This window comes from Pseudonocardia alaniniphila, assembly GCF_022524485.1.
Lineage (GTDB): Bacteria > Actinomycetota > Actinomycetes > Mycobacteriales > Pseudonocardiaceae > Pseudonocardia > Pseudonocardia alaniniphila.
In genome coordinates, this window is the sequence record NZ_JAKXMK010000012.1 from 1 (window position 1) to 19,040 (window position 19,040).

The window sequence follows — 19,040 nt, forward strand, 5'->3', positions numbered from 1 at the left end:
CCGCAAGGTCGAGGAGCCGGTGATCGAGCTGGCCTCGGACTACCCGGTGCCACCGCTGGACCTGACGGTGCCCACACCGTCGCGCCACAAGCTACGCCCGCGCGCAATGGACGCCGAACCGGAACGAAAGCCGGTTCTGACGGGTGGTTCCTCCAAGGAGACCGACGATGTTTGAGTTCTTCAAGGGCTTCGGTGTCACCTTCTCGACGATGTTCAAGAAGGTCGTCACCGAGGAGTACCCGGAGAACTTCCCCCCGGCCGCGCCGCGGTACCACGGCCGCCACCAGCTCAACCGGCATCCGGACGGGCTGGAGAAGTGCGTGGGCTGCGAGCTGTGCGCCTGGGCGTGCCCGGCCGACGCGATCTACGTGGAGGGCGGGGACAACACCGAGGAGGAGCGCTACTCCCCGGGTGAGCGTTACGGCGCGATCTACCAGATCAACTACCTGCGCTGCATCGGGTGCGGGCTCTGCATCGAGGCCTGCCCCACCCGCTCGTTGACGATGACCAACTTCTACGAGATGGCCGACGACAACAGGCAGGACCTGATCTACACGAAGGAGCAGTTGCTCGCGCCGCTCCTGCCCGGCATGGAGCAGCCGCCGCACCCGATGCGCCTGGGCAAGGACGAGCAGGACTACTACGTCCAGGGTCCGCAGCTGGCGCGGAAGAACCCGGAGACCGACCCGGTGGGGGAGCAGGTCAGATGAGCGTGCTCGCACAAGCACTGCCGATGCTCGGGGCCGCAAGCGCCCCTTCGGAGCTGATGCTCGGGGCCGCAAGCGCCCCTTCGGCAGACACCGTCGGTGTCGGCGAGGCCGTCGTCTTCTGGATTCTCGGCCCGATCGCGCTTGCCGGCGCGCTCGGCATGGTGTTCGCCCGCAACGCCGTGCACTCGGCGCTGGCGCTGGTGGGCACGATGTTCTGCCTTGCTGTCTTCTACATCGTGCAGCAGGCGCCGTTCCTCGGCTTCGTGCAGATCATCGTCTACACCGGCGCGATCATGATGCTGTTCCTGTTCGTGCTGATGCTGGTCGGCAGGGACAGCTCCGACTCGGTCGTCGAGGTGCTGCGCGGTCAGCGGCTGGCGGCGCTCTGTCTGGGCGTCGGGCTGGCGGTGCTGCTGGTGGCCGCCATCGGGCGCTCGCTCACCTCCGTCACGTCGGTGGGGCTCGCCGCGAACGGCGCGGGCTACAGCGGCAACGTCACCGGGCTCGGCGCGCTGATCTTCACCAAGTACCTCTTCGCCTTCGAGCTCACGTCCGCGCTGCTCATCACCGCGGCGCTCGGCGCGATGGTGCTGGCGTTCGCGCAGGGCAAGAGCCACGCCAAGCGCGGCCAGCGCGAGACCGTCGAAGCCCGGCTCCGGGGCGAGCACGACCGGATCTCGCCGCTGCCCGGTCCCGGTGTGTACGCCACGGCCAACTCGGTGGCCGTCCCGGCTGTGCTGCCGGACGGTTCGATCGCCCCCGAGTCGCTCTCGGCGATCATCGACGGCACCCGCGTGGAGCCCGTCGACGAACCGCACCCGGACGCCCACGCCCTCACCGGTTCCCGGTCCACCGACGACACCTCCGAGGAGACCCGGTGAGCCCCACCTACTACCTGTTGCTCTCGGCGCTGCTGTTCTCCATCGGCGCGGTGGGCGTGCTGGTGCGGCGCAACGCGATCGTCGTGTTCATGTGCATCGAGCTGATGCTCAACGCCGTGAACCTGAGCCTGGTGACATTCGCGCGGATCAACGGCCAGCTCGACGGCCAGGTGATGGCGTTCTTCGTGATGGTCGTGGCGGCCGCCGAGGTCGTGGTCGGTCTCGCGATCATCATGTCGATCTTCCGCACCCGCCGGACCGCGTCGGTCGACGACGCGAACCTGCTCAAGTACTGAGACTAGGAGCTCCCCGTGCTCACCCCGCACCAGTTGCCGCGGTCCCGGCGCGAACGTCGCCGGCCGGCGCCTACTCGTGACGTCCGTGCCGTGATCGGCGCGGCCACCGCCCGGAGCCCGCGGTGACCGCCGTGCTGGCCCAGGCCACCGAGCTTCCGGAGGTCGGTGCAGCCACCGGTATGGCCTCACTGGCCTGGCTGCTGTTCACGCTGCCGGCGCTCGGGGCACTCGTGCTGTTCGTCGCCGGGCGGCGGGCGAACGCGTGGGGCCACATCCTCGGCGTGCTCACCGTCGTCGCGTCGTTCGTCGTCGGTCTGCTGATCTTCCTCGAGACCGTGTCGCTCGACCCTGCGCAACGCACGCGGGAGCTCTCGCTCTACGACTGGATCTCGGTCGGTTCCCTGCACATCGACTTCGGGCTGCGGCTCGACCCGCTGTCGCTGACCTTCGTGCTGCTGATCACCGGTGTCGGATCGCTGATCCACATCTACTCGGTCGGCTACATGAGCCACGACCCTGGCAGGCGGCGGTTCTTCGCGCAGCTCAACCTGTTCGTCGCGGCGATGCTGCTGCTCGTCCTGGGCAACAACTTCGTGATGCTCTACCTCGGCTGGGAAGGCGTCGGTCTGGCGTCCTACCTGCTGATCGGCTTCTACCAGGACCGCCCGTCCGCGGCCACCGCCGCGAAGAAGGCCTTCCTGATGAACCGCGTCGGTGACGTCGGGCTGGCCCTCGCGATCTTCCTGCTCTGGACGCAGCTGGGCACGATCCAGTACACCGAGGTGTTCGAGCGGATCGGCGAGGTCTCCACGCCTGCGCTGATCGCCATCACGCTGTTGCTGCTGCTCGGTGCCTGCGGTAAGTCCGGCCAGTTCCCGCTGCAGTCCTGGCTGCCGGACGCGATGGAAGGCCCCACTCCGGTGTCGGCGCTGATCCACGCGGCCACGATGGTCACCGCCGGCGTGTACCTGATCGCGCGGGCGAGCCCGATCTACAACCTCACGGAGACTGGCAGGCTGGTCGTCACGCTCGTCGGCGTGATCACGCTCCTGATCGGGGCGATCATCGGGTGCGCCTACGACGACATCAAGAAGGTGCTCGCGTACTCCACGGTCAGCCAGATCGGCTACATGATCCTCGCGGTCGGCCTCGGACCGGTCGGTTATGCCCTGGGCATCGCCCACCTGCTCGCCCACGGCTTCTTCAAGGCGGGGCTCTTCCTCGGTGCCGGGTCGGTCATGCACGCGATGCACGACGAGGTCGACATGCGCAGGTTCGGCGGCCTGGCCAAGTACATGCCGATCACGTTCGTGACGTTCGGACTCGGCTACCTCGCGCTGATCGGCTTCCCCGGCCTGTCCGGCTACTTCACCAAGGACGCGATTATCGAGGCCGCGTTCACGGCTCCGGGCTGGCAGGGCTGGGTGTTCGGGCTCTCGGCCGCGATCGCGGCCGGTATCACCGCCTTCTACATGACCCGCCTGATGCTGATGACCTTCTTCGGCAAGAAGCGCTGGGAGGAGCTCCGCACAGCCGACGGCGAGGAGTACCACCCGCACGAGTCGCCGCCCTCGATGACCGGGCCGATGATCGTGCTCGCGATCGGGTCGGTCTTCGCAGGCTTCCTGCTCACCTACAACAACGTGCTGGCCACCTGGCTGGCCCCGTCGGTCGGCGAGCAGGTGGAGCCGGAGCACGCCGCCCTGTCGCACACCGAGGTCACGATCCTCACCCTCGTGCTCGCCGCGCTGGGTGTGCTGATCGCCTACCTGCTGGTCGGCAGGCGGCCCACACCCGTCGAACGGCCCGAGCCGGTGTCGCTTCCCGTTCGGGCGGCCCGGCGTGACCTGTACGCCAACGCGATCAACGAGACGCTCATCGCGCGGCCGGGCACCTGGCTCACCCGCGCGCTGGTCTACGTCGACAACCGCGGGGTCGACGGCCTGGTCAACGGCACGGCCGCGTTCCTGGGCGGCAGCTCGGGCCGCCTGCGCAGGCTGCAGACCGGGTTCGTGCGCTCCTACGCGCTGTCGATGCTCGGCGGCTCGGTGCTCGTCGTGGCGGCGCTCCTGGCGGTGCGGTTCTCATGAACGCCGGTTCCGTGAACTCAGGAGGAAGCGTGTTGCTCCTCGTTCTTCTGCTCCTTCCGCTCATCGGCGCGCTCGTGGTGGCGCCGATGAAGGAGAACCCGCGGCTGGCCAGGCTCGTCGCGCTCGGGTTCGCGCTGGTGGAGCTCGTGATCACCGCGATCACCTGGCTCTCCTACTCGGTGGCCGACGCCGCGAACGGCACGCGGTTCCAGTTCGAGCTCTCGGTGCCGTGGATCCCCGCCTTCGGCACACGGTTCGCGCTCGGCATCGACGGAATCGCGCTGGTGATGCTGGCCCTGATCGCCGTGCTGGTGCCGATCGTGATGGCGTTCTCCTGGGAGGAGAAGCTCCCGGAGGGCCGCACGAGGTCGGGCTTCTTCGCGCTGCTGCTCGCCACCCAGGGCCTGCTGGTCGGCGTCTTCGCCGCCACCGACGTGTTCCTGTTCTACGTGTTCTTCGAGGCCATGCTGATCCCGATGTACTTCATGATCGGGCGGTTCGGCGGCCCGCGCAGGCAGTACGCGGCGGTCAAGTTCTTCCTGTACTCGCTGCTCGGCGGGCTGATCATGCTCGCCTCGGTGATCGGCCTCTTCGTCGCGAGCGGCGAGCAGCTCGGGCAGGGCACCTTCACCTGGACCGAACTGCAGCGGATGGCGGCGTCGCTGCCGGAGTCCACGCAGATCTGGCTCTTCCTGGGCTTCTTCGTCGCGTTCGCGATCAAGGCACCGCTGGTGCCGTTCCACACCTGGCTGCCCGACGCCGGTGCCGAGGCACCGGTCGGCGCGGGCGTGCTGCTCGTCGGCGTGCTGGACAAGGTCGGCACCTTCGGCTTCCTGCGCTACTGCCTCCCGCTGTTCCCGCTCGCGTCACAGCAGCTCGCGCCGCTGGTGCTCACCCTGGCCGTGATCGGGATCCTGTACGGCGGCCTGCTCGCCGTGGGGCAGACGGACATGAAGCGGTTCGTCGCCTACACCTCGATCGCGCACTTCGGGTTCATCGCGCTCGGGATCTTCGCGTTCTCCACGCAGGCCTTCGCGGGGTCCACGCTGTACATGGTCAACCACGGCATCTCGACGGGGATGCTGTTCATCGTGGTCGGCCTGCTCATCGTGCGTGGCGGGTCGCGGCTGGTCACCGACTACGGGGGCGTCCACAAGCTCGCCCCGCTGCTGGCCGGCACGTTCCTGCTCGCCGGGCTCTCGTCGCTGGCGCTGCCGGGCACCAACTCGTTCGTCAGCGAGTTCCTGGTGCTCGTCGGCTCCTACCCGCGCGAGCCCGTGTACACGATCCTGGCCACCGTCGGCATCATCTTCGCGGCGCTCTACGTGCTGTGGATGTACCAGCGCACCATGCAGGGCCCGGTGCGCGGCGCCGCCGTTCTCGGCGCGCTGGAGCGTGCGGGTGGTGGCCCGGGCACCATGCTCGACCCCGGCGTCGCCGCCAAGCGCGGCGGATCCGGGTTCCCGGACCTGTCGAAGCGTGAGATCGGCGTGCTGACGCCGCTGATCGTGCTGATCGTCCTGCTCGGGTTCTTCCCGGGTCCGGTGCTCGACGTCATCAACCCGTCCGTGGTGGCCACCATGAACGAAGTGGGTCTCGCCGACCCGGTGGGAGGACAGTCCCGGTGAGCAGCCTGGCTCAGGCGCCCCTGATGGCGCCGCCCATCGACTACGCGGCGATCGCGCCGCTGCTGATCGTGCTCGCCGCGGCGTGCATCTCCGTGCTGGTGGAGGCGTTCCTCCCACGCCACCAGCGCTGGCCCGCCCAGGTGACGCTGTCGGTCGTCGCCGTCGGCGCGGCCGGGCTCGCGCTCGGCCTGTACGCAGGCGGCACTCCCGACGGCATCACCACGCTGGCCGACGCGCTGGCGGTGGACCGGCCCACACTCTTCCTGTGGGGCACGCTGCTCGCGCTCGGCCTCGGCGGCATCCTGCTGATCGCCGACCGTTCCGTGGAGCCCGGCGGGGCGTTCATCGCCTCGGCGGCGTCGCGGGCCGCGGTCGGTGCCGGCGGTGGTGGCGGTACCGGCGGCGGAAGGCTCGACCTCCCGGAGGACCGCTCCTACGGCACGCCGGGCCTCGCGCCCACCATGCAGACCGAGGTCTTCCCGTTCACGCTGTTCGCGCTCGGCGGGATGATGGCGTTCGTCGCCGCGAACGACCTGCTCACGATGTTCGTCGCGCTCGAGGTGCTGTCGCTCCCGCTCTACCTGATGTGCGGGCTCGCCCGGCGCAGGCGGCTGCTCTCGCAGGAGGCGGCGGTCAAGTACTTCCTGCTCGGCGCGTTCGCGTCCGCCTTCTTCCTGTACGGCCTCGCGTTGATCTACGGCTACGCGGGCTCGGTGCGGTTCACCGACATCGCCACCGCGGCCGCCGGTTCGGCACGGTCCGACGCGCTGCTGCTCGGCGGGCTCGCCCTTCTCGTCGTCGGCCTGATGTTCAAGGGCTCGGTGGCGCCGTTCCACACCTGGACGCCGGACGTCTACCAGGGCGCACCCACACCCGTCACGGCGTTCATGGCGGCCTGCACCAAGGTTGCTGCGTTCGGCGCCATCCTGCGGGTGCTGCACGTGGCATTCGGGGACACGCGGTGGGAGTGGCGCGGGGTGCTCTGGGCGATCGCCATCGTGTCGATGGTGATCGGCGCTGTGCTCGGTCTCACACAGACCGACATGAAGCGGATGATCGCCTACTCATCCATCGCGCACGCCGGATTCCTGCTGCTCGGTGCGATCTCGATCACAGAGCAGGGCGTCTCGAGCACGCTGTTCTACCTGCTGGCCTACGGCTTCACCACGCTCGCCGTGTTCGCCGTGATCAGCCTGGTCCGCAATGCCGACGGCGAGGCCACTCACCTCTCCCAGTGGGCCGGGCTCGGCAAGCGGTCCCCGGTGGTGGCCGGCGTGATGACGTTCCTCCTCCTCGCGCTCGCCGGAATCCCGCTGACCAGCGGATTCACCGCCAAGTTCGCTGTGTTCTCCGCGGCGCTCTCCGACGGGATGGCCCCGCTCGTGGTGATCGCGCTGGTGGCGAGCGCCGTCGCCGCGTTCTTCTACGTCCGTGTGATCGTGCTGATGTACTTCAGCGAGCCTGCCGTCGACGGTCCGACCGTCACCGTGCCCGGAGCGTTCACCACCGCGGCCATCACCCTCGGTGTGCTGATCACACTGCTGCTCGGAATCGTTCCGACACTGGCCTTGGACTGGGCAGGTGGCGGCGGGTTCGTAGGGTAGGTACGTCATCGAGCTCGCGGGCTCACACTGAACACAGCAGTGACGCTGAGGCGGCCGACGAGCGTCACCGAGGAGCGTGCGTGGGTACGAATGCGATTATGGGTGTCGAGCTCGGCGACGCCGAGCTTGCCGCGGCCACTGCCACAGGTCTGGACAGGGTCGAGGAGCTGCTGCGCCGTGAGGTGCGCAGCGACTACGGGTTCGTCACCGAGACGTCGCTGCATCTCATCGATGCGGGCGGCAAGCGGTTCCGCCCACTGTTCACGCTGCTCGGGGCGCAGATCGGGCCGCACCCGGACGTGCCAGAGGTGATCACGGCCGCGGCCGTCGTCGAACTGATCCATCTGGCGACGCTCTATCACGACGACGTCATGGACTCGGCCACGATGCGCCGCGGGGCGGAGAGCGCCAACTCGCGGTGGGACAACAGCGTCGCGATCCTCACCGGCGACTTCCTGTTCGCCCACGCCTCCCGCCTCGTCGCGGATCTCGGGCCCGACGCCGTGCGCATCATCGCCGAGACGTTCGCCGAGCTGGTGACGGGCCAGATGCGGGAGACCCGTGGCCCGCGCCCCGGCGAGGACCCTGTGCAGCACTACCTGCAGGTGATCGCGGAGAAGACCGGGTCGCTGATCGCCACCTCCGGCCGGTACGGCGGCATGTTCTCGGGCTGCCCGCCCGAGCACGTGGACGCACTGCAGCGCTTCGGGGCCACCATCGGCACCGCCTTCCAGATCTCGGACGACATCATCGACATCGCGTCGGCATCGGACAGGTCCGGCAAGACTCCCGGCACCGACCTGCGCGAGGGCGTGCTCACGCTGCCGATGCTGTACGCGCTGCAGGACACCGGTGCGGACGCCGACCGGCTCCGGGTGCTGCTGGCGCGGCCGCTCACCGACGACGCCGAGGTCGACGAGGCGCTCGCCCTCTTGCGTACGGGTTCCGGGCTCGAGCGCGCGCGCACGATGCTCGCCGCCGAAGCCGCGAGCGCCCGCGCAGAGCTCGGGAAGCTCCCGGAGAGCCCCGCCGCCGAGGCTCTCGCCTCCCTCACCACCTACGTGGTGGATCGCACGGGCTGACGCTCCGTCAGGCGATCTCGACCCGCGCGGGCGGCCCGCACCAGGTCGACGGTGAGGATCGCGAGCGCCAGCCACACCAGGGCGAAGCCGGCCCAGCGCACGGCCGGCATCGCCTCGCCGACGACCAGCACACCCCAGAGGAACTGCAGCGTCGGCGTCAGGTACATGAGGGTGCCGAGCGTGGTGAGCGGGATCCGGCGGGCAGCGGCGCCGTAGAGCACCAGCGGGAGCGCGGTGACGGGGCCTGCCGCGATGAGCAGCACGATGTGCCACGCACCGTGGTTCAGGAGCGTGCCGGTCCCGCCGATCTGCAGCACCACGATCAGCACAGCCGCGAGCGGGCCCAGCACCACGCCCTCGGCCGTGAGGCCGGCGGCTGAGCTCAGCGGAACCGCCTTCTTCAGCAGTCCGTACACACCGAACGAGACAGCGAGCGCCAGCCCGAGCCACGGTGGGCTGCCGTTGCTGACACTGATGATCAGCACGGCCGAGGTGGCGACGGCCAACGCCACCCATTCCAGAACACGTGGCCGCTCGCGCAGCACCACGACCCCGAGCAGCACGCTGACAAGGGGGCTCATGTAATAGCCGAGCGCGATCTCGACGACATGCCCGATCGCGACGCCGTAGATGAACACGCCCCAGTTCACGGCGATGCACACCGCTGCCGCCGTGACCGTCAGCCAGTGGCGAAGCGCGAGCCCGCGCAGGTCGGACCAGCGGTGCAGCAGTGACAGCACCACGGCCATCAGCACGAGCGTCCACAGGATCCGGTGGGCGAGCACCTCGATCGGTGCTGCCGGGTCGAGGAGTGGCCAGAACGCCGGGAAGAGCCCCCACGTCACGTACGCCCCGACGCCGAGCAGCACGCCGCGACGATCGAGATGGGTGAACGGGGCAGTCACCCTCCTATCAGAACATTCGACGGACGGCGCTCTCCTGGCGCCACCGGTGTCACATTGCGTCCGGTCACCGCTCCTGAGGGCGGTTCGGGCCGAACGGGTGGTGGCCGTGCACTGTTCGTGTCGATTCGCCGAGAACTTTCACCCGCGGGTGAACCCTCCGACATGGTCCGATCGAGGGAGGGCGATGCGCGTAGCGAGCGCGGGTCCTGACGTGCCGAGATCGTCGTCTCGAGGGGGAAACGGCATGTGGTGGCTGGTCGGCCAGGTGTGGCTCCTGTGCGCGATCGCGTTCCTCGCCGGGGCGGGTGTGACGTGGCTGGTGTTCGTGCGGCCTGCGGTGCCGCTCCGCCCTACGGTCCTGCCCGGGCCCACGGGAATGGCGCCGTGGTCGGGTCCAGCGCCGCCGCCCCCATGCCCCGCGACCCCGCCACCGACCGAGCAGCAGGAGCCGTTCCGACCCCCCGCCGACCCGGCTCTCGCAGTACTCGATCACGAGCGGGAGGTCGCCGGTCGCGAACAGGAGCTCGCGCGGCGCCGTAGGAGCATCGGCGCGGCTGCGGCAGCCGCGCTCGACGGGCTCGGCGTGGCTCCGGCGTCCCGGCCGTCCCCCGAACGTCCCGGATCGGACGGCTCCGCCTGTGCGAAGGACGATGCACGAGCGGACGGACGGGCTCAGGCCGGCGCCACACCCCAGCGGCCGCGCAGGGCGACCACGCCGTCCGAGATACCGCCGCAGCGAGCTCCGGTGGAGCCGGCGCCGCCCTGACCGATGCCACGAACGCAAAGGGCCGGCCGACCGGATCGGTCGGCCGGCCCGAAGCGGTCGGTCTCTCGCGTGCGTCAGCCCGCGACGGTCCAGGTGTCGCGACCGTTGATCAGGGCCTGCAGGTCGGCCGTGCGGGTGCGGCGGGCCTCGTCCACCTGCGCCCTGGCGGCGTCGTCGTAGGTGCTCCGCTCGGCGTTGCGGAAGATCCCCGTGACGGTGTGCGTGAGGTTCTGGTCGGACAGCCGGGACAGTGCGAACGCCAGGTTGTGGTCGGTGGCGTCGTGCACGACCACCTTGTCGGCGCCGACCTCGTCGACCTTCGCCACGCCCAGGCCGAACCCCTCCTGGACGACGGCGTAGCTGCCCAGCCCGTCCTCGGCCACGGGGCCGAAGCGGATGGGCTCGCCGTGACGGACGGGGATGAGGCGCTCGGTGGCCTCCTCGCCCTTCCGCAGGACGTCGAAGCTGCCGTCGTTGAAGATCGGGCAGTCCTGGTAGATCTCGACGAGAGCCGTGCCGCGGTGTGCCGCGGCCGCGCCGAGCACCTCGGTGAGACCCTTGCGGTCGGAGTCGAGCGCCCGGCCGACGAACGTGGCCTCGGCCCCGAGGGCCACCGAGATCGGGTTGAACGGGTGGTCGACCGACCCCATCGGGGTCGACTTGGTGACCTTCCCCTCCTCGCTCGTGGGCGAGTACTGACCCTTGGTCAGCCCGTAGATCCGGTTGTTGAACAGCAGGATCTTGAGGTTGACGTTGCGCCGCAGCGCGTGGATCAGATGGTTGCCGCCGATCGAGAGGGCGTCACCGTCGCCCGTGACGACCCACACCGACAGGTCGGGCCGGGTGACGGCCAGACCTGTGGCGATGGCCGGGGCGCGGCCGTGGATCGAGTGCATCCCGTAGGTGTTGAGGTAGTACGGGAACCGCGACGAGCACCCGATGCCCGAGACGAACACCGTGTTCTCGCGCTTGATCCCCAGGGTGGGGAGGAACTGGCGGACGGCGGCCAGCACGGCGTAGTCACCGCAGCCGGGACACCAGCGCACTTCCTGGTCGGAGGTGAAGTCCTTCGCCGTCTGCTTCTCGTCGGTCGTCGGGACGCCGTCGAGCCCACCGAGCTGCGGAAGCCCGAGGTCGATCGCGGTCATGCATGCACCCCATTGATGCGATTCGGGTTGATGCTGTGCGGGTTCAGGTAGTCCAGGAAGACGTCCTGAAGCTCCTCGGCCTTGAACGGCAGGCCCGAGACCTTCGTGTAGCTCTTGGCGTCCACCAGGTAGCGGGCGCGCAACAACACCGACAGCTGGCCGAGGTTCATCTCGGGCACCAGCACGGTGCGGTAGCGGGCGAGCACCTCGCCGAGGTTGGCCGGCAGAGGGTGGAGATGGCGCAGGTGGGCCTGGGCGACCTTCTTGCCCATCGCGCGGACGCGGCGGGCGCCCGCACCGATCGGACCGTAGGTGGAGCCCCAGCCCAGCACCAGCAGCTCCGCGTCGCCGGTGGGGTCGTCGACCTCGATGTCGGGCACGGTGACGCCGTCGATCTTCGCGGCCCGCAGCCGGACCATGCGGTCGTGGTTGTCGGGGTCGTAGGAGATGGACCCGCGTCCGTCGGCCTTCTCGAGGCCGCCGATGCGGTGCTCCAGCCCCGGCGTGCCGGGCACGGCCCACGGGCGCGCGAGCGTCTCGTCATCGCGCAGGTAGGGCCAGAACTCGTCGGTGCCGTTCGGAGCGTTCGGCTCCGTGGCGAACTTCGGGTCGATGGCCTCGAGCGTGGACGCGTCGGGCACCTTCCACGGCTCGGAGCCGTTGGCGAGCGACCCGTCGGAGAGCAGTAGCACCGGCGTGCGATAGGTGACCGCGATGCGCACGGCCTCGAGCGTGGCGTCGAAGCAGTCGCCGGGCGAGCGCGGCGCGATGATCGGCACCGGGGCCTCGCCGTTGCGGCCGAACATCGCCTGCAGCAGGTCGGCCTGCTCGGTCTTGGTGGGCAGCCCGGTGGACGGGCCACCGCGCTGCACGTCCACGATCAGCAGCGGCAGCTCCAGGGCGACCGCGAGCCCGATGGTCTCCGACTTGAGCGCGATGCCGGGACCCGACGTGGTGGTGACACCGAGAGCGCCGCCGAACGCCGCGCCGAGCGCCGACCCCACACCGGAGATCTCGTCCTCGGCCTGGAACGTGGTGACGTTGAACGCCTTGTGCCGGGACAGCTCGTGCAGGATGTCCGACGCCGGCGTGATCGGGTAGGAGCCGAGGAACACCGGGAGGCCGCTGACCTGGCCGGCAGCGATGATCCCGTAGGCGAGGGCGGTGTTGCCGGTGATCTGCCGGTAGGTGCCGACGTCGAGCTTCGCGGGCGCCACCTCGTAGGTGACCGCGAACGCCTCCGTGGTCTCGCCGTAGGCATGGCCCGCGCGGAACGCGAGGATGTTGGCCTCGGCGACCTCGGGGCGCCGCGCGAACTTCTCGCGGAGGAAGCGCTCCGTGCCCTCGTGCGGGCGGTGGTACATCCAGGACAGCAGCCCGAGCGCGAACATGTTCTTCGCCCGCTCGGCGTCCTTCTTGGACAGCCCCGTCTCCTCGAGGGCGCCACGGGTGAGGGTGGCCATCGCGACGGGGAAGACGGAGAACTGCTCGAGTGAGCCGTCCTCCAACGGGTTGGCCTCGTAGCCGACCTTCGCCAGGTTCCGCTTGCTGAATTCATCAGTGTTGACGATCAGCACGCCGCCGGGAGGAAGGTCACCGATGTTGGCCTTCAACGCGGCAGGGTTCATCGCGACCAGGACGTCCGGACGGTCACCGGGGGTCAGGATGTCGTAGTTCGCGAAGTGCAGCTGGAACGACGAGACGCCCGGCAGGGTGCCGGCAGGAGCCCGGATCTCCGCGGGGAAGTTGGGCAGGGTCGACAGATCGTTGCCGAAGGCGGCGGTCTCGGAGGTGAAGCGGTCGCCCGTGAGCTGCATGCCGTCGCCGGAGTCACCGGCGAAGCGGATGACGACTCGATCGCGCTGGATTACCTCAGGGCCGCCGCCGGGTTGTGTTGTGGGCTGGTCGACGGCGGTGTCAGAAGTCATTCGAGGTCGGTCCTCGGGTCGTCGGAGCTTACTGAGGCTTGCCTTGGGAGGTTAACTCCCGCTACGTCTGAGTGTCCTCGCACCCCGGTGGATGTCACACCTCACGGTTCGTACGGGTGCATGCGCCCGTTACCCCTTTTGTCCACGGGCTGAGCTGCTGATCTTCGCCTGGAGAGCCGCCAGTCGCTGTTGGAACTCGTCGGAGTTGACCGACGCCGCCTGTGCTCGCACCTCTACCTCAACAGCGTCGGCCTGCGTGTCCATCCCAGCCGTGAGACGCAATGTCGACTTTGTTGTGCGGACGAGATCGGGCGGCGCCGCCGCGGCCCGGGCGGCGAGCTCCACGGCCGCCGCCACGACGTCGTCGACCGCGCGGTAGACCAAGCCGATCCGCGCGGCCTCCTGGGCGTCGAGGACGTCACCGAAAAGTGTGAGCGCCGCTGCCCCTTGCGGGCCGAGCACGCGCTGCGCCATCCACGTGTAGCCGCCGCCCGGGTGCAGTCCGAGCGGCAGGAACCGGGCGTCGAATCGCGCGCGCGGGCCGGCGAGGCGCAGGTCGCACGCCAGCGCGAGGTTGAGCCCGGCTCCGACCGCCGCGCCGTTCACGGCCGCGATCGTCGGCAGCGGGCACTCGGCGATCGCGAGGAAGCCCGCATAGACGTCGAGGAGGGTCGCGGGGTCGGCCTTGGCGAGCTCACCCAGGTCGCCGCCGGCGCAGAAGGCCGGGTCCTCGCCTGTGACCACGACGGCACCCACGGCGTCGTCGGCGGTGACGGTCCGCACGGCGTCGGCGAGCTTGCCGGACAGGTCGAGGTTCATGGCGTTGCGACGTTCCGGGTTGGACAGGGTCAGAACGGCGACGCGGTCGGTGATCTCGGTGCGGACTGCGGTGGCCATGGCCGCATCTTGCTCTACGAGAGCCGCGATCGCGCCGTCACGCCGGTCACGTCGCGCTCCGGTGCTCGTCCGGAACATGCTCAGGTCGTTGTTCGTTCACAGATCGGGACAGGAGGGACCCGAGGTGCACAGGTCGTGGAACGGGTTGAAGACCGCGATGCTGCTCGGCGGGCTGAGCGCGCTGGTGCTGCTCGTCGGGTCGCTGTTCGGGCGTGGTGGGTTGGTGATCGCGTTCGTCGTCGCTCTGGGGATGAACGGCTATGCCTACTTCAACTCCGACAAGATCGCGCTACGTGCCATGCACGCGCGCCCGATCACCGAGCCGGAACACCCGGTCATGTACCGGATCGTGCGCGAGCTCTCGCAGACCGCGCGCCAGCCGATGCCGCGCCTCTACATCTCACCCACCGCTGCCCCCAACGCCTTCGCCACCGGCCGCGACCCCCGCCACGCCGCGGTCTGTGCCACCACGGGGCTGCTCTCCCTCCTCGACGAGCGGGAGCTGCGAGCCGTGCTGGGCCACGAGCTGAGCCACGTCTACAACCGCGACATCCTGATCTCCTCCGTGGCCGGGGCCCTCGCCTCGATGGTGAGCTTGCTGGCCAACATCGCGATGTTCGCCGGCCTCTTCGGGGGCGGCGACGAGGACCGCCCCAACCCGATCGCGCTGCTGCTGATCGCGCTGCTCGGACCGGTCGCCGCCGGCCTCGTGCAGATGGCCGTGAGCCGATCCCGGGAGTACCAGGCCGACGCGAGCGGCGCCGCGCTCACCCGCGACCCGTTGGCGCTGGCCTCGGCCCTGCGCAAGCTCGAACGCGGCACCCAGCTCGCCCCGCTGCCCCCCGAGCCGAAGCTCATGTCCCAGTCGCACCTGATGATCGCCAGCCCGTTCCGGGCGGGCGAGCAGGCGGCCCGGCTGTTCTCCACCCACCCGCCGATGCAGGATCGCATCCGGCGGCTGGAGGAGATGGGCCTGCGGTACCGCTGAGCGGGGAGCCGCGGCTCAGCGCACGTCCGCGGTGCCCGCAGGCACCGGGAGGTGGCGTGTGAGCCACGCCTGCCACTCCTGCGTCAGCGCAGCGGCGTCCACGGGCTCACCGTAGAAGTAGTGGTAGGCGCTCACGCCGCAGCCCTCGGAGCCCTCCGCGCCGAAGCGGTGCAGGCCCCGGGCCGACCGGACGCCGAGGAACTCCTCGGTCATGACGTCCACGACACCGGTGATCGGCCCTGGACCGTCCGGGGTGAGGGTGACCTCGCTGCCGAGATCGGGGCGCCCGGTGAGGCCGAGCCCGCCGTACAGCACGGGCCAGACCGTGTGGGCCGTGTCGGACGTCCAGCCCATCGTCACCACGTTCTGTGCGGGCAGGCCGCGGAAGTGGGCGAAGTAGCTGCGCAGGTTCTCGAAGAACACGCTCCAGCCCGCGTCGAAGCTGTCGTACTCGCCGTCCCAGTCGGCGCCGTCGAGGAAGCCGCTCTGCACGAATCTCACCACTGTGCCGCCGCCCTCGCGGCCTGCCACGAGGAACTCGAAGGCGTAGTCGGGACGTCCGTCGGCCGGCGGCTCGAAGGATCCGTAGGCGAACCGGCCCCGCCCGTCGGCCGATACCGGCTCCCATGCCGTGATCCGGCCGGCCGTCTCGAAGCCGGAACCGTAGTCCTGCCCGACGGTGCCACCTTCGCGTGGCTCCACGCGGTGTGGCACGAACCAGGTGGCGATGCCGGGCTCGGTCGCGATCGCCTCCCACACCTGTTCCGGGTCGGCGGCCAGCTCGATGTCCTTCTCCAGTCGGCGCTCGCTCATGTCGTCTGCTCCTGAGGGGTCTCGGCGCGCGCTGGGTCGTCGGTGCGCGCGCTGGGGTGCACCGCGACGACCACCCGGTGCGGGCGTCCCCCCGGTGCCGTTTCGTCGTGGTACTTGGACACGAGAGTTGTGACCGCGTTCGCCAACTCCTCGGCGAAGGCTGCCCTGTCACTCGCCGAGGCGAACCGGACCTCGCCGTCGATCGTGAAGGTCGCGAGCCGCTTGCCTGCGGTCGTGGCGCCCCGCACGAGGTCGCCGACCTCCCGTACGGTCCGGGCGGCGACGGCGATCAGCCAGCGTGCCGAGAGCCGGTCGGGCGCCCGCTGCGGGTCGGGTGCAACGGCGTCGAGCGCGGCAGGCGATATCACGTAGCTCGACGCGGTGGCCTGCAGGATCCGCTCGGTCATGTTGCCCTTGCGGCGCTCCTCCACCAGTTCGACGAGGCCGTGGTGCTCCAGCGTGCGTAGGTGGTAGTTGATCTTCTGCCGGGGCAGCCCCACCTTCGCGGCGAGGCTGCTGGCCGAACCCGGCTCGGCCAGCTCGGCCAGCAGCCGGGCACGCACCGGGTCGAGGGAGACACCGGCCGCGGCCGGATCGTCGATAACAGCAAGCTCGTGCACCGACGTACGGTCTCGCCGACAAGAAAGTTTGTCAAGGGCTGGCCGGCGTGTCAGCCCTTCACGTAGGCGAGCTTCTCGGCCACCAGCCCGTCGCGGACGGAGAACACGTCCACGCCCCGCACGTGCCCGGAGCCCCATGAATAGCGCCAGCGCACCACCACCCGGTCACCCGCCTCGATCAGCTCCTCGGTGGTGAAACCCCCGTCCGGAGCCCCGGCGAACAGCGCCATCCAGGCCTCCCGCACCGCGTCGGCGCCGACGTGCCTGCCCCCGTCCGGCGGGGTGGTGTCCTCGAACACGCAGTCACGTGTCATCGCGGCCATGATCGCGTCGACGTCCTGGGCATCGAATGCCGTCTGGAAGCGCTGGACGGCGGCCAGGGCGCTGTCCGGATTCCCGCTGTTCATGGCGTCCTCCCCATCATTCCCAGCAGTTCGGCCTGCGCACCCGCTCCGGCCGGAACCTCGACCCGCGGACCGATCGCCCCGATCTCGCGGTAAACGGCCTCCATCGGGCCGAACCACTCCCGTACGGCCACGACCACCTCGGCATCCATGGCCTCGTCGGCGCTGAGCGCACGCGCCAGGTCGACGGCATGGACGAGGTGGTCGGCGGCGAGCTGCAAGGCGTACTCGCTTCCCGGGTGGTCGCCGAAGGACAGGTGCACCACACGGTCCAGCGCTCCGTCGGCGAAGACGACGGAGAGTGCCCGGGCGGCGGCGTCGTCGAACGCACTCACCGGGTCGTCGCCGAGCAGGTCGCCCGCGAAGCGGTCACCGACGTCATCGATCGTCTCGCCTGCGAAGAGCGGCGGGGCCCACCGCTCCTCCTCGACGATGTGGCGTACGAGGTCCCGCACCGTCCAGCCGGGAAGCGGCGTGGGTGCGTCCCAGCGGCCGTCGACGGCGTGCACCTGCGCCCCGAACTCGGCGCTGCACCGGGCATAGATCTGGCGGACGTCCACCGCTGTGAGCATGCCCCTCACCTGCGCTTTCCAGAAGCCCCGTCCGGGTGCCCACGCCGCCCGGCGCGTGCCATCGCGCGACTCGCCGAATTGTCGGGGTCCGCGGGCATCCTGAGTACGTGACGCAGGTGCCGGTGCCCACCACGAGCGAACACGGTGTGCTCGGGGAGCACACCACGGGATTCTCCCTCGATCGCTTCCCGCCTGCGCCCGATCTCGCCGATCTCGTCGAACGCCACTGGCTCGTGTCCTGGGAGCTGGAGCCGGGGCGCGAGGAGTCGGTCACCCTGCTCCCGCATCCGTGCGTCAACCTCGTGCTCGACGGCGGGCAGCTCGCCGTCTCCGGGGTCGGGCGCGATCGCTTCACCTACGTCTACCGCGGATCCGGCCGAGTGTTCGGCGTCAAGTTCCGGCCGGGGGCGTTCCTGCCGTTCCTCTGCGCGCCGGTCTCCGATATCACCGATGCGGTGCTATCGGCCGAGCAACTGTGGGGGCCGGCCGCAGCCGGGCTGGCTGCGCGAATGACGGCGGCTCCAGGCGTCGACGAGCTGGTCGCGCTGGTCGAGGCCTTCCTGCGGGAGCGCCTGCCGCCGCCTGATCCTCAGGTGGAGCTGGTCGGCCGGATCGTCGCGGCGCTGCTCCACGACCGCACCATCAGCCGGGTCGACGACGTCACCGAGCGGTTCAACATCAACCCGCGCACCTTGCAGCGGCTGTTCCAGCGCTATGTCGGCGTGAGTCCCAAGTGGGTGCTGCGCCGCTACCGGCTCCACGAGGCCGCCGCCGTGCTCGCCCGCGAGCAGCACCGGCCGTGGGCGGAGGTCGCGGCCGAGCTGGGCTACTACGACCAGTCCCATTTCATCCGCGACTTCACCGCAGCCGTCGGCCTCACCCCTGTCGCCTATGCACAGGCCTGCCTGCGCTCCGAGGCCCCGGTGAGTGCCTGAGTGTTCGCTCCCCGGCGGGTGATCGGATGCGGGATGCTGCCGGCGTGACTTCGCTGCGTGTGCGTCGTGGCGGCGCCGAGGCGCCCGTCGTGCTGTTGCTCCATGGGCTGGGTGCCACCTCGGATGTGTGGGACGGGGTCGTCGTGGCCCTCGGCGACCGGGCCTGGGTGGCCCCCGACCTGCCCGGCCACGGGGGCTCGCACCCGTTGCCGCAGTACACGTTCTCCGCCACGGCCGAGGCGGTGGCCGACCTGGTCGATCCGGCCGACACAGTGATCATCGGCCACTCGTTCGGCGGGGTGGTCGGGCTGCACCTTGCGAGTCGCCCCGGTGTGCGCGCGGTGGTGGGCCTCGGGATCAAGGTCGCCTGGACGCCCGACGAGCTCGCCCGCGCCGCGAAGCTCGCTGCCAGGGAGCCTGCACGTTTCGACACGCGTGATGAGGCCGTGGCCCGCCACCTGCGGGTCGCCGGACTCGACGGTCTCGTCGACGTGGATCACCCGGCAGTCACGGCCGGTGTCGTCGAGGAGGACGGTCGCTGGCGCCCGGCGCTCGACCCGCGGGCCTTCGGCGTCGGCGAGCCGGGCGTTGCTGCCCTGCTCGCCGCGGCGTCGGTGCCGGTGGTGCTGGCCCGGGGGCAGCACGACGCGCTCGTCAGTTCCGCGGACCTGCTCGAGCTCGCGCCGAATGCCGTCGACCTGCCCGGCCTCGGCCACAACGCTCACGTGGAGGACCCCGCGGCGGTCGCTGCCCTGGTCACGCGTTTCTGATCG

Annotated in this window: 19 protein-coding genes; 11 read left to right on the plus strand and 8 right to left on the minus strand. The window is 70.1% G+C overall.

Features of this window, described 5'->3' with window-relative positions:
• Window positions 1-167: 167 nt before the first annotated feature.
• The 7 genes from nuoI (at window position 168) to MMF94_RS15115 (ending at window position 8,291) form a co-directional block, all read left to right on the plus strand.
• Window positions 168-710: an NADH-quinone oxidoreductase subunit NuoI gene (gene nuoI, locus MMF94_RS15085; protein ID WP_241037136.1), complete on the plus strand. Its 543-nt coding sequence runs from the start codon at window positions 168-170 to the stop codon at window positions 708-710.
• A gap of 56 nt (window positions 711-766) precedes the next feature.
• On the plus strand, window positions 767-1,591 hold the full coding sequence (locus MMF94_RS15090) for an NADH-quinone oxidoreductase subunit J (RefSeq protein WP_241037551.1): 825 nt from the start codon (window positions 767-769) through the stop codon (window positions 1,589-1,591).
• Complete coding sequence (gene nuoK / locus MMF94_RS15095; protein ID WP_241037138.1) at window positions 1,588-1,887, plus strand: NADH-quinone oxidoreductase subunit NuoK; 300 nt, start codon at window positions 1,588-1,590, stop codon at window positions 1,885-1,887. The genes MMF94_RS15090 and nuoK overlap by 4 nt, the downstream gene beginning before the upstream one ends.
• Window positions 1,888-2,066: 179 nt before the next feature.
• Window positions 2,067-3,977, plus strand: a complete 1,911-nt coding sequence (gene nuoL, locus MMF94_RS15100; RefSeq protein WP_241037553.1) for an NADH-quinone oxidoreductase subunit L — start codon at window positions 2,067-2,069, stop codon at window positions 3,975-3,977.
• Complete coding sequence (locus MMF94_RS15105) at window positions 3,974-5,605, plus strand: NADH-quinone oxidoreductase subunit M (protein WP_241037140.1); 1,632 nt, start codon at window positions 3,974-3,976, stop codon at window positions 5,603-5,605. The genes nuoL and MMF94_RS15105 overlap by 4 nt, the downstream gene beginning before the upstream one ends.
• Before the next feature lie 23 nt (window positions 5,606-5,628).
• Complete coding sequence (nuoN, locus tag MMF94_RS15110) at window positions 5,629-7,209, plus strand: NADH-quinone oxidoreductase subunit NuoN (protein ID WP_379660389.1); 1,581 nt, start codon at window positions 5,629-5,631, stop codon at window positions 7,207-7,209.
• Between the two features lie 98 nt (window positions 7,210-7,307).
• Entirely contained in the window at window positions 7,308-8,291 is a 984-nt protein-coding gene (locus tag MMF94_RS15115; protein WP_241037558.1) for a polyprenyl synthetase family protein, read from the plus strand.
• Here MMF94_RS15115 and rarD read toward each other — a convergent pair.
• Window positions 8,267-9,196 (minus strand): EamA family transporter RarD, encoded by a 930-nt coding sequence (gene rarD, locus MMF94_RS15120; RefSeq protein WP_241037141.1) that lies wholly within the window; start codon window positions 9,194-9,196, stop codon window positions 8,267-8,269. The genes MMF94_RS15115 and rarD overlap by 25 nt on opposite strands.
• 244 nt (window positions 9,197-9,440) lie before the next feature.
• On the opposite strand from rarD, the gene MMF94_RS15125 reads away from it, so the two are divergent.
• Window positions 9,441-9,962: a hypothetical protein gene (locus tag MMF94_RS15125; RefSeq protein ID WP_241037144.1), complete on the plus strand. Its 522-nt coding sequence runs from the start codon at window positions 9,441-9,443 to the stop codon at window positions 9,960-9,962.
• Between the two features lie 74 nt (window positions 9,963-10,036).
• Here the strand turns inward: MMF94_RS15125 and MMF94_RS15130 are convergent, their stop codons facing one another.
• The 3 genes from MMF94_RS15130 to MMF94_RS15140 form a co-directional block, all read right to left on the minus strand.
• Window positions 10,037-11,110 (minus strand): 2-oxoacid:ferredoxin oxidoreductase subunit beta, encoded by a 1,074-nt coding sequence (locus MMF94_RS15130; RefSeq protein WP_241037145.1) that lies wholly within the window; start codon window positions 11,108-11,110, stop codon window positions 10,037-10,039.
• A complete protein-coding gene (locus MMF94_RS15135) occupies window positions 11,107-13,038 on the minus strand; it encodes a 2-oxoacid:acceptor oxidoreductase subunit alpha (RefSeq protein ID WP_241037147.1) in 1,932 nt (643 codons plus the stop codon). The genes MMF94_RS15130 and MMF94_RS15135 overlap by 4 nt, the downstream gene beginning before the upstream one ends.
• Window positions 13,039-13,167: 129 nt before the next feature.
• Entirely contained in the window at window positions 13,168-13,935 is a 768-nt protein-coding gene (locus MMF94_RS15140) for an enoyl-CoA hydratase (protein WP_241037149.1), read from the minus strand.
• Between the two features lie 124 nt (window positions 13,936-14,059).
• On the opposite strand from MMF94_RS15140, the gene htpX reads away from it, so the two are divergent.
• Window positions 14,060-14,923, plus strand: a complete 864-nt coding sequence (gene htpX, locus MMF94_RS15145) for a zinc metalloprotease HtpX (RefSeq protein WP_241037151.1) — start codon at window positions 14,060-14,062, stop codon at window positions 14,921-14,923.
• Between the two features lie 15 nt (window positions 14,924-14,938).
• Here the strand turns inward: htpX and MMF94_RS15150 are convergent, their stop codons facing one another.
• The 4 genes from MMF94_RS15150 to MMF94_RS15165 are packed head-to-tail and all read right to left on the minus strand — an operon-like array spanning window position 14,939 to window position 17,332.
• The gene (locus MMF94_RS15150; RefSeq protein WP_241037153.1) at window positions 14,939-15,736 is read right to left on the minus strand and encodes an SRPBCC family protein; all 798 of its coding nucleotides are present in this window, start codon (window positions 15,734-15,736) and stop codon (window positions 14,939-14,941) included.
• A complete protein-coding gene (locus tag MMF94_RS15155) occupies window positions 15,733-16,356 on the minus strand; it encodes an ArsR/SmtB family transcription factor (RefSeq protein ID WP_241037155.1) in 624 nt (207 codons plus the stop codon). The genes MMF94_RS15150 and MMF94_RS15155 overlap by 4 nt, the downstream gene beginning before the upstream one ends.
• Before the next feature lie 50 nt (window positions 16,357-16,406).
• Entirely contained in the window at window positions 16,407-16,763 is a 357-nt protein-coding gene (locus MMF94_RS15160; protein ID WP_241037157.1) for a nuclear transport factor 2 family protein, read from the minus strand.
• On the minus strand, window positions 16,760-17,332 hold the full coding sequence (locus tag MMF94_RS15165) for a TIGR03086 family metal-binding protein (protein WP_241037159.1): 573 nt from the start codon (window positions 17,330-17,332) through the stop codon (window positions 16,760-16,762). The genes MMF94_RS15160 and MMF94_RS15165 overlap by 4 nt, the downstream gene beginning before the upstream one ends.
• Window positions 17,333-17,439: 107 nt before the next feature.
• On the opposite strand from MMF94_RS15165, the gene MMF94_RS15170 reads away from it, so the two are divergent.
• Complete coding sequence (locus MMF94_RS15170) at window positions 17,440-18,267, plus strand: helix-turn-helix domain-containing protein (protein WP_241037161.1); 828 nt, start codon at window positions 17,440-17,442, stop codon at window positions 18,265-18,267.
• Window positions 18,268-18,311: 44 nt separating this feature from the next.
• Window positions 18,312-19,037 carry an alpha/beta fold hydrolase gene (locus MMF94_RS15175; RefSeq protein ID WP_241037163.1) on the plus strand — a complete coding sequence of 242 codons (726 nt, stop codon included), beginning with the start codon at window positions 18,312-18,314 and terminating at the stop codon, window positions 19,035-19,037.
• Window positions 19,038-19,040: the final 3 nt, after the last annotated feature.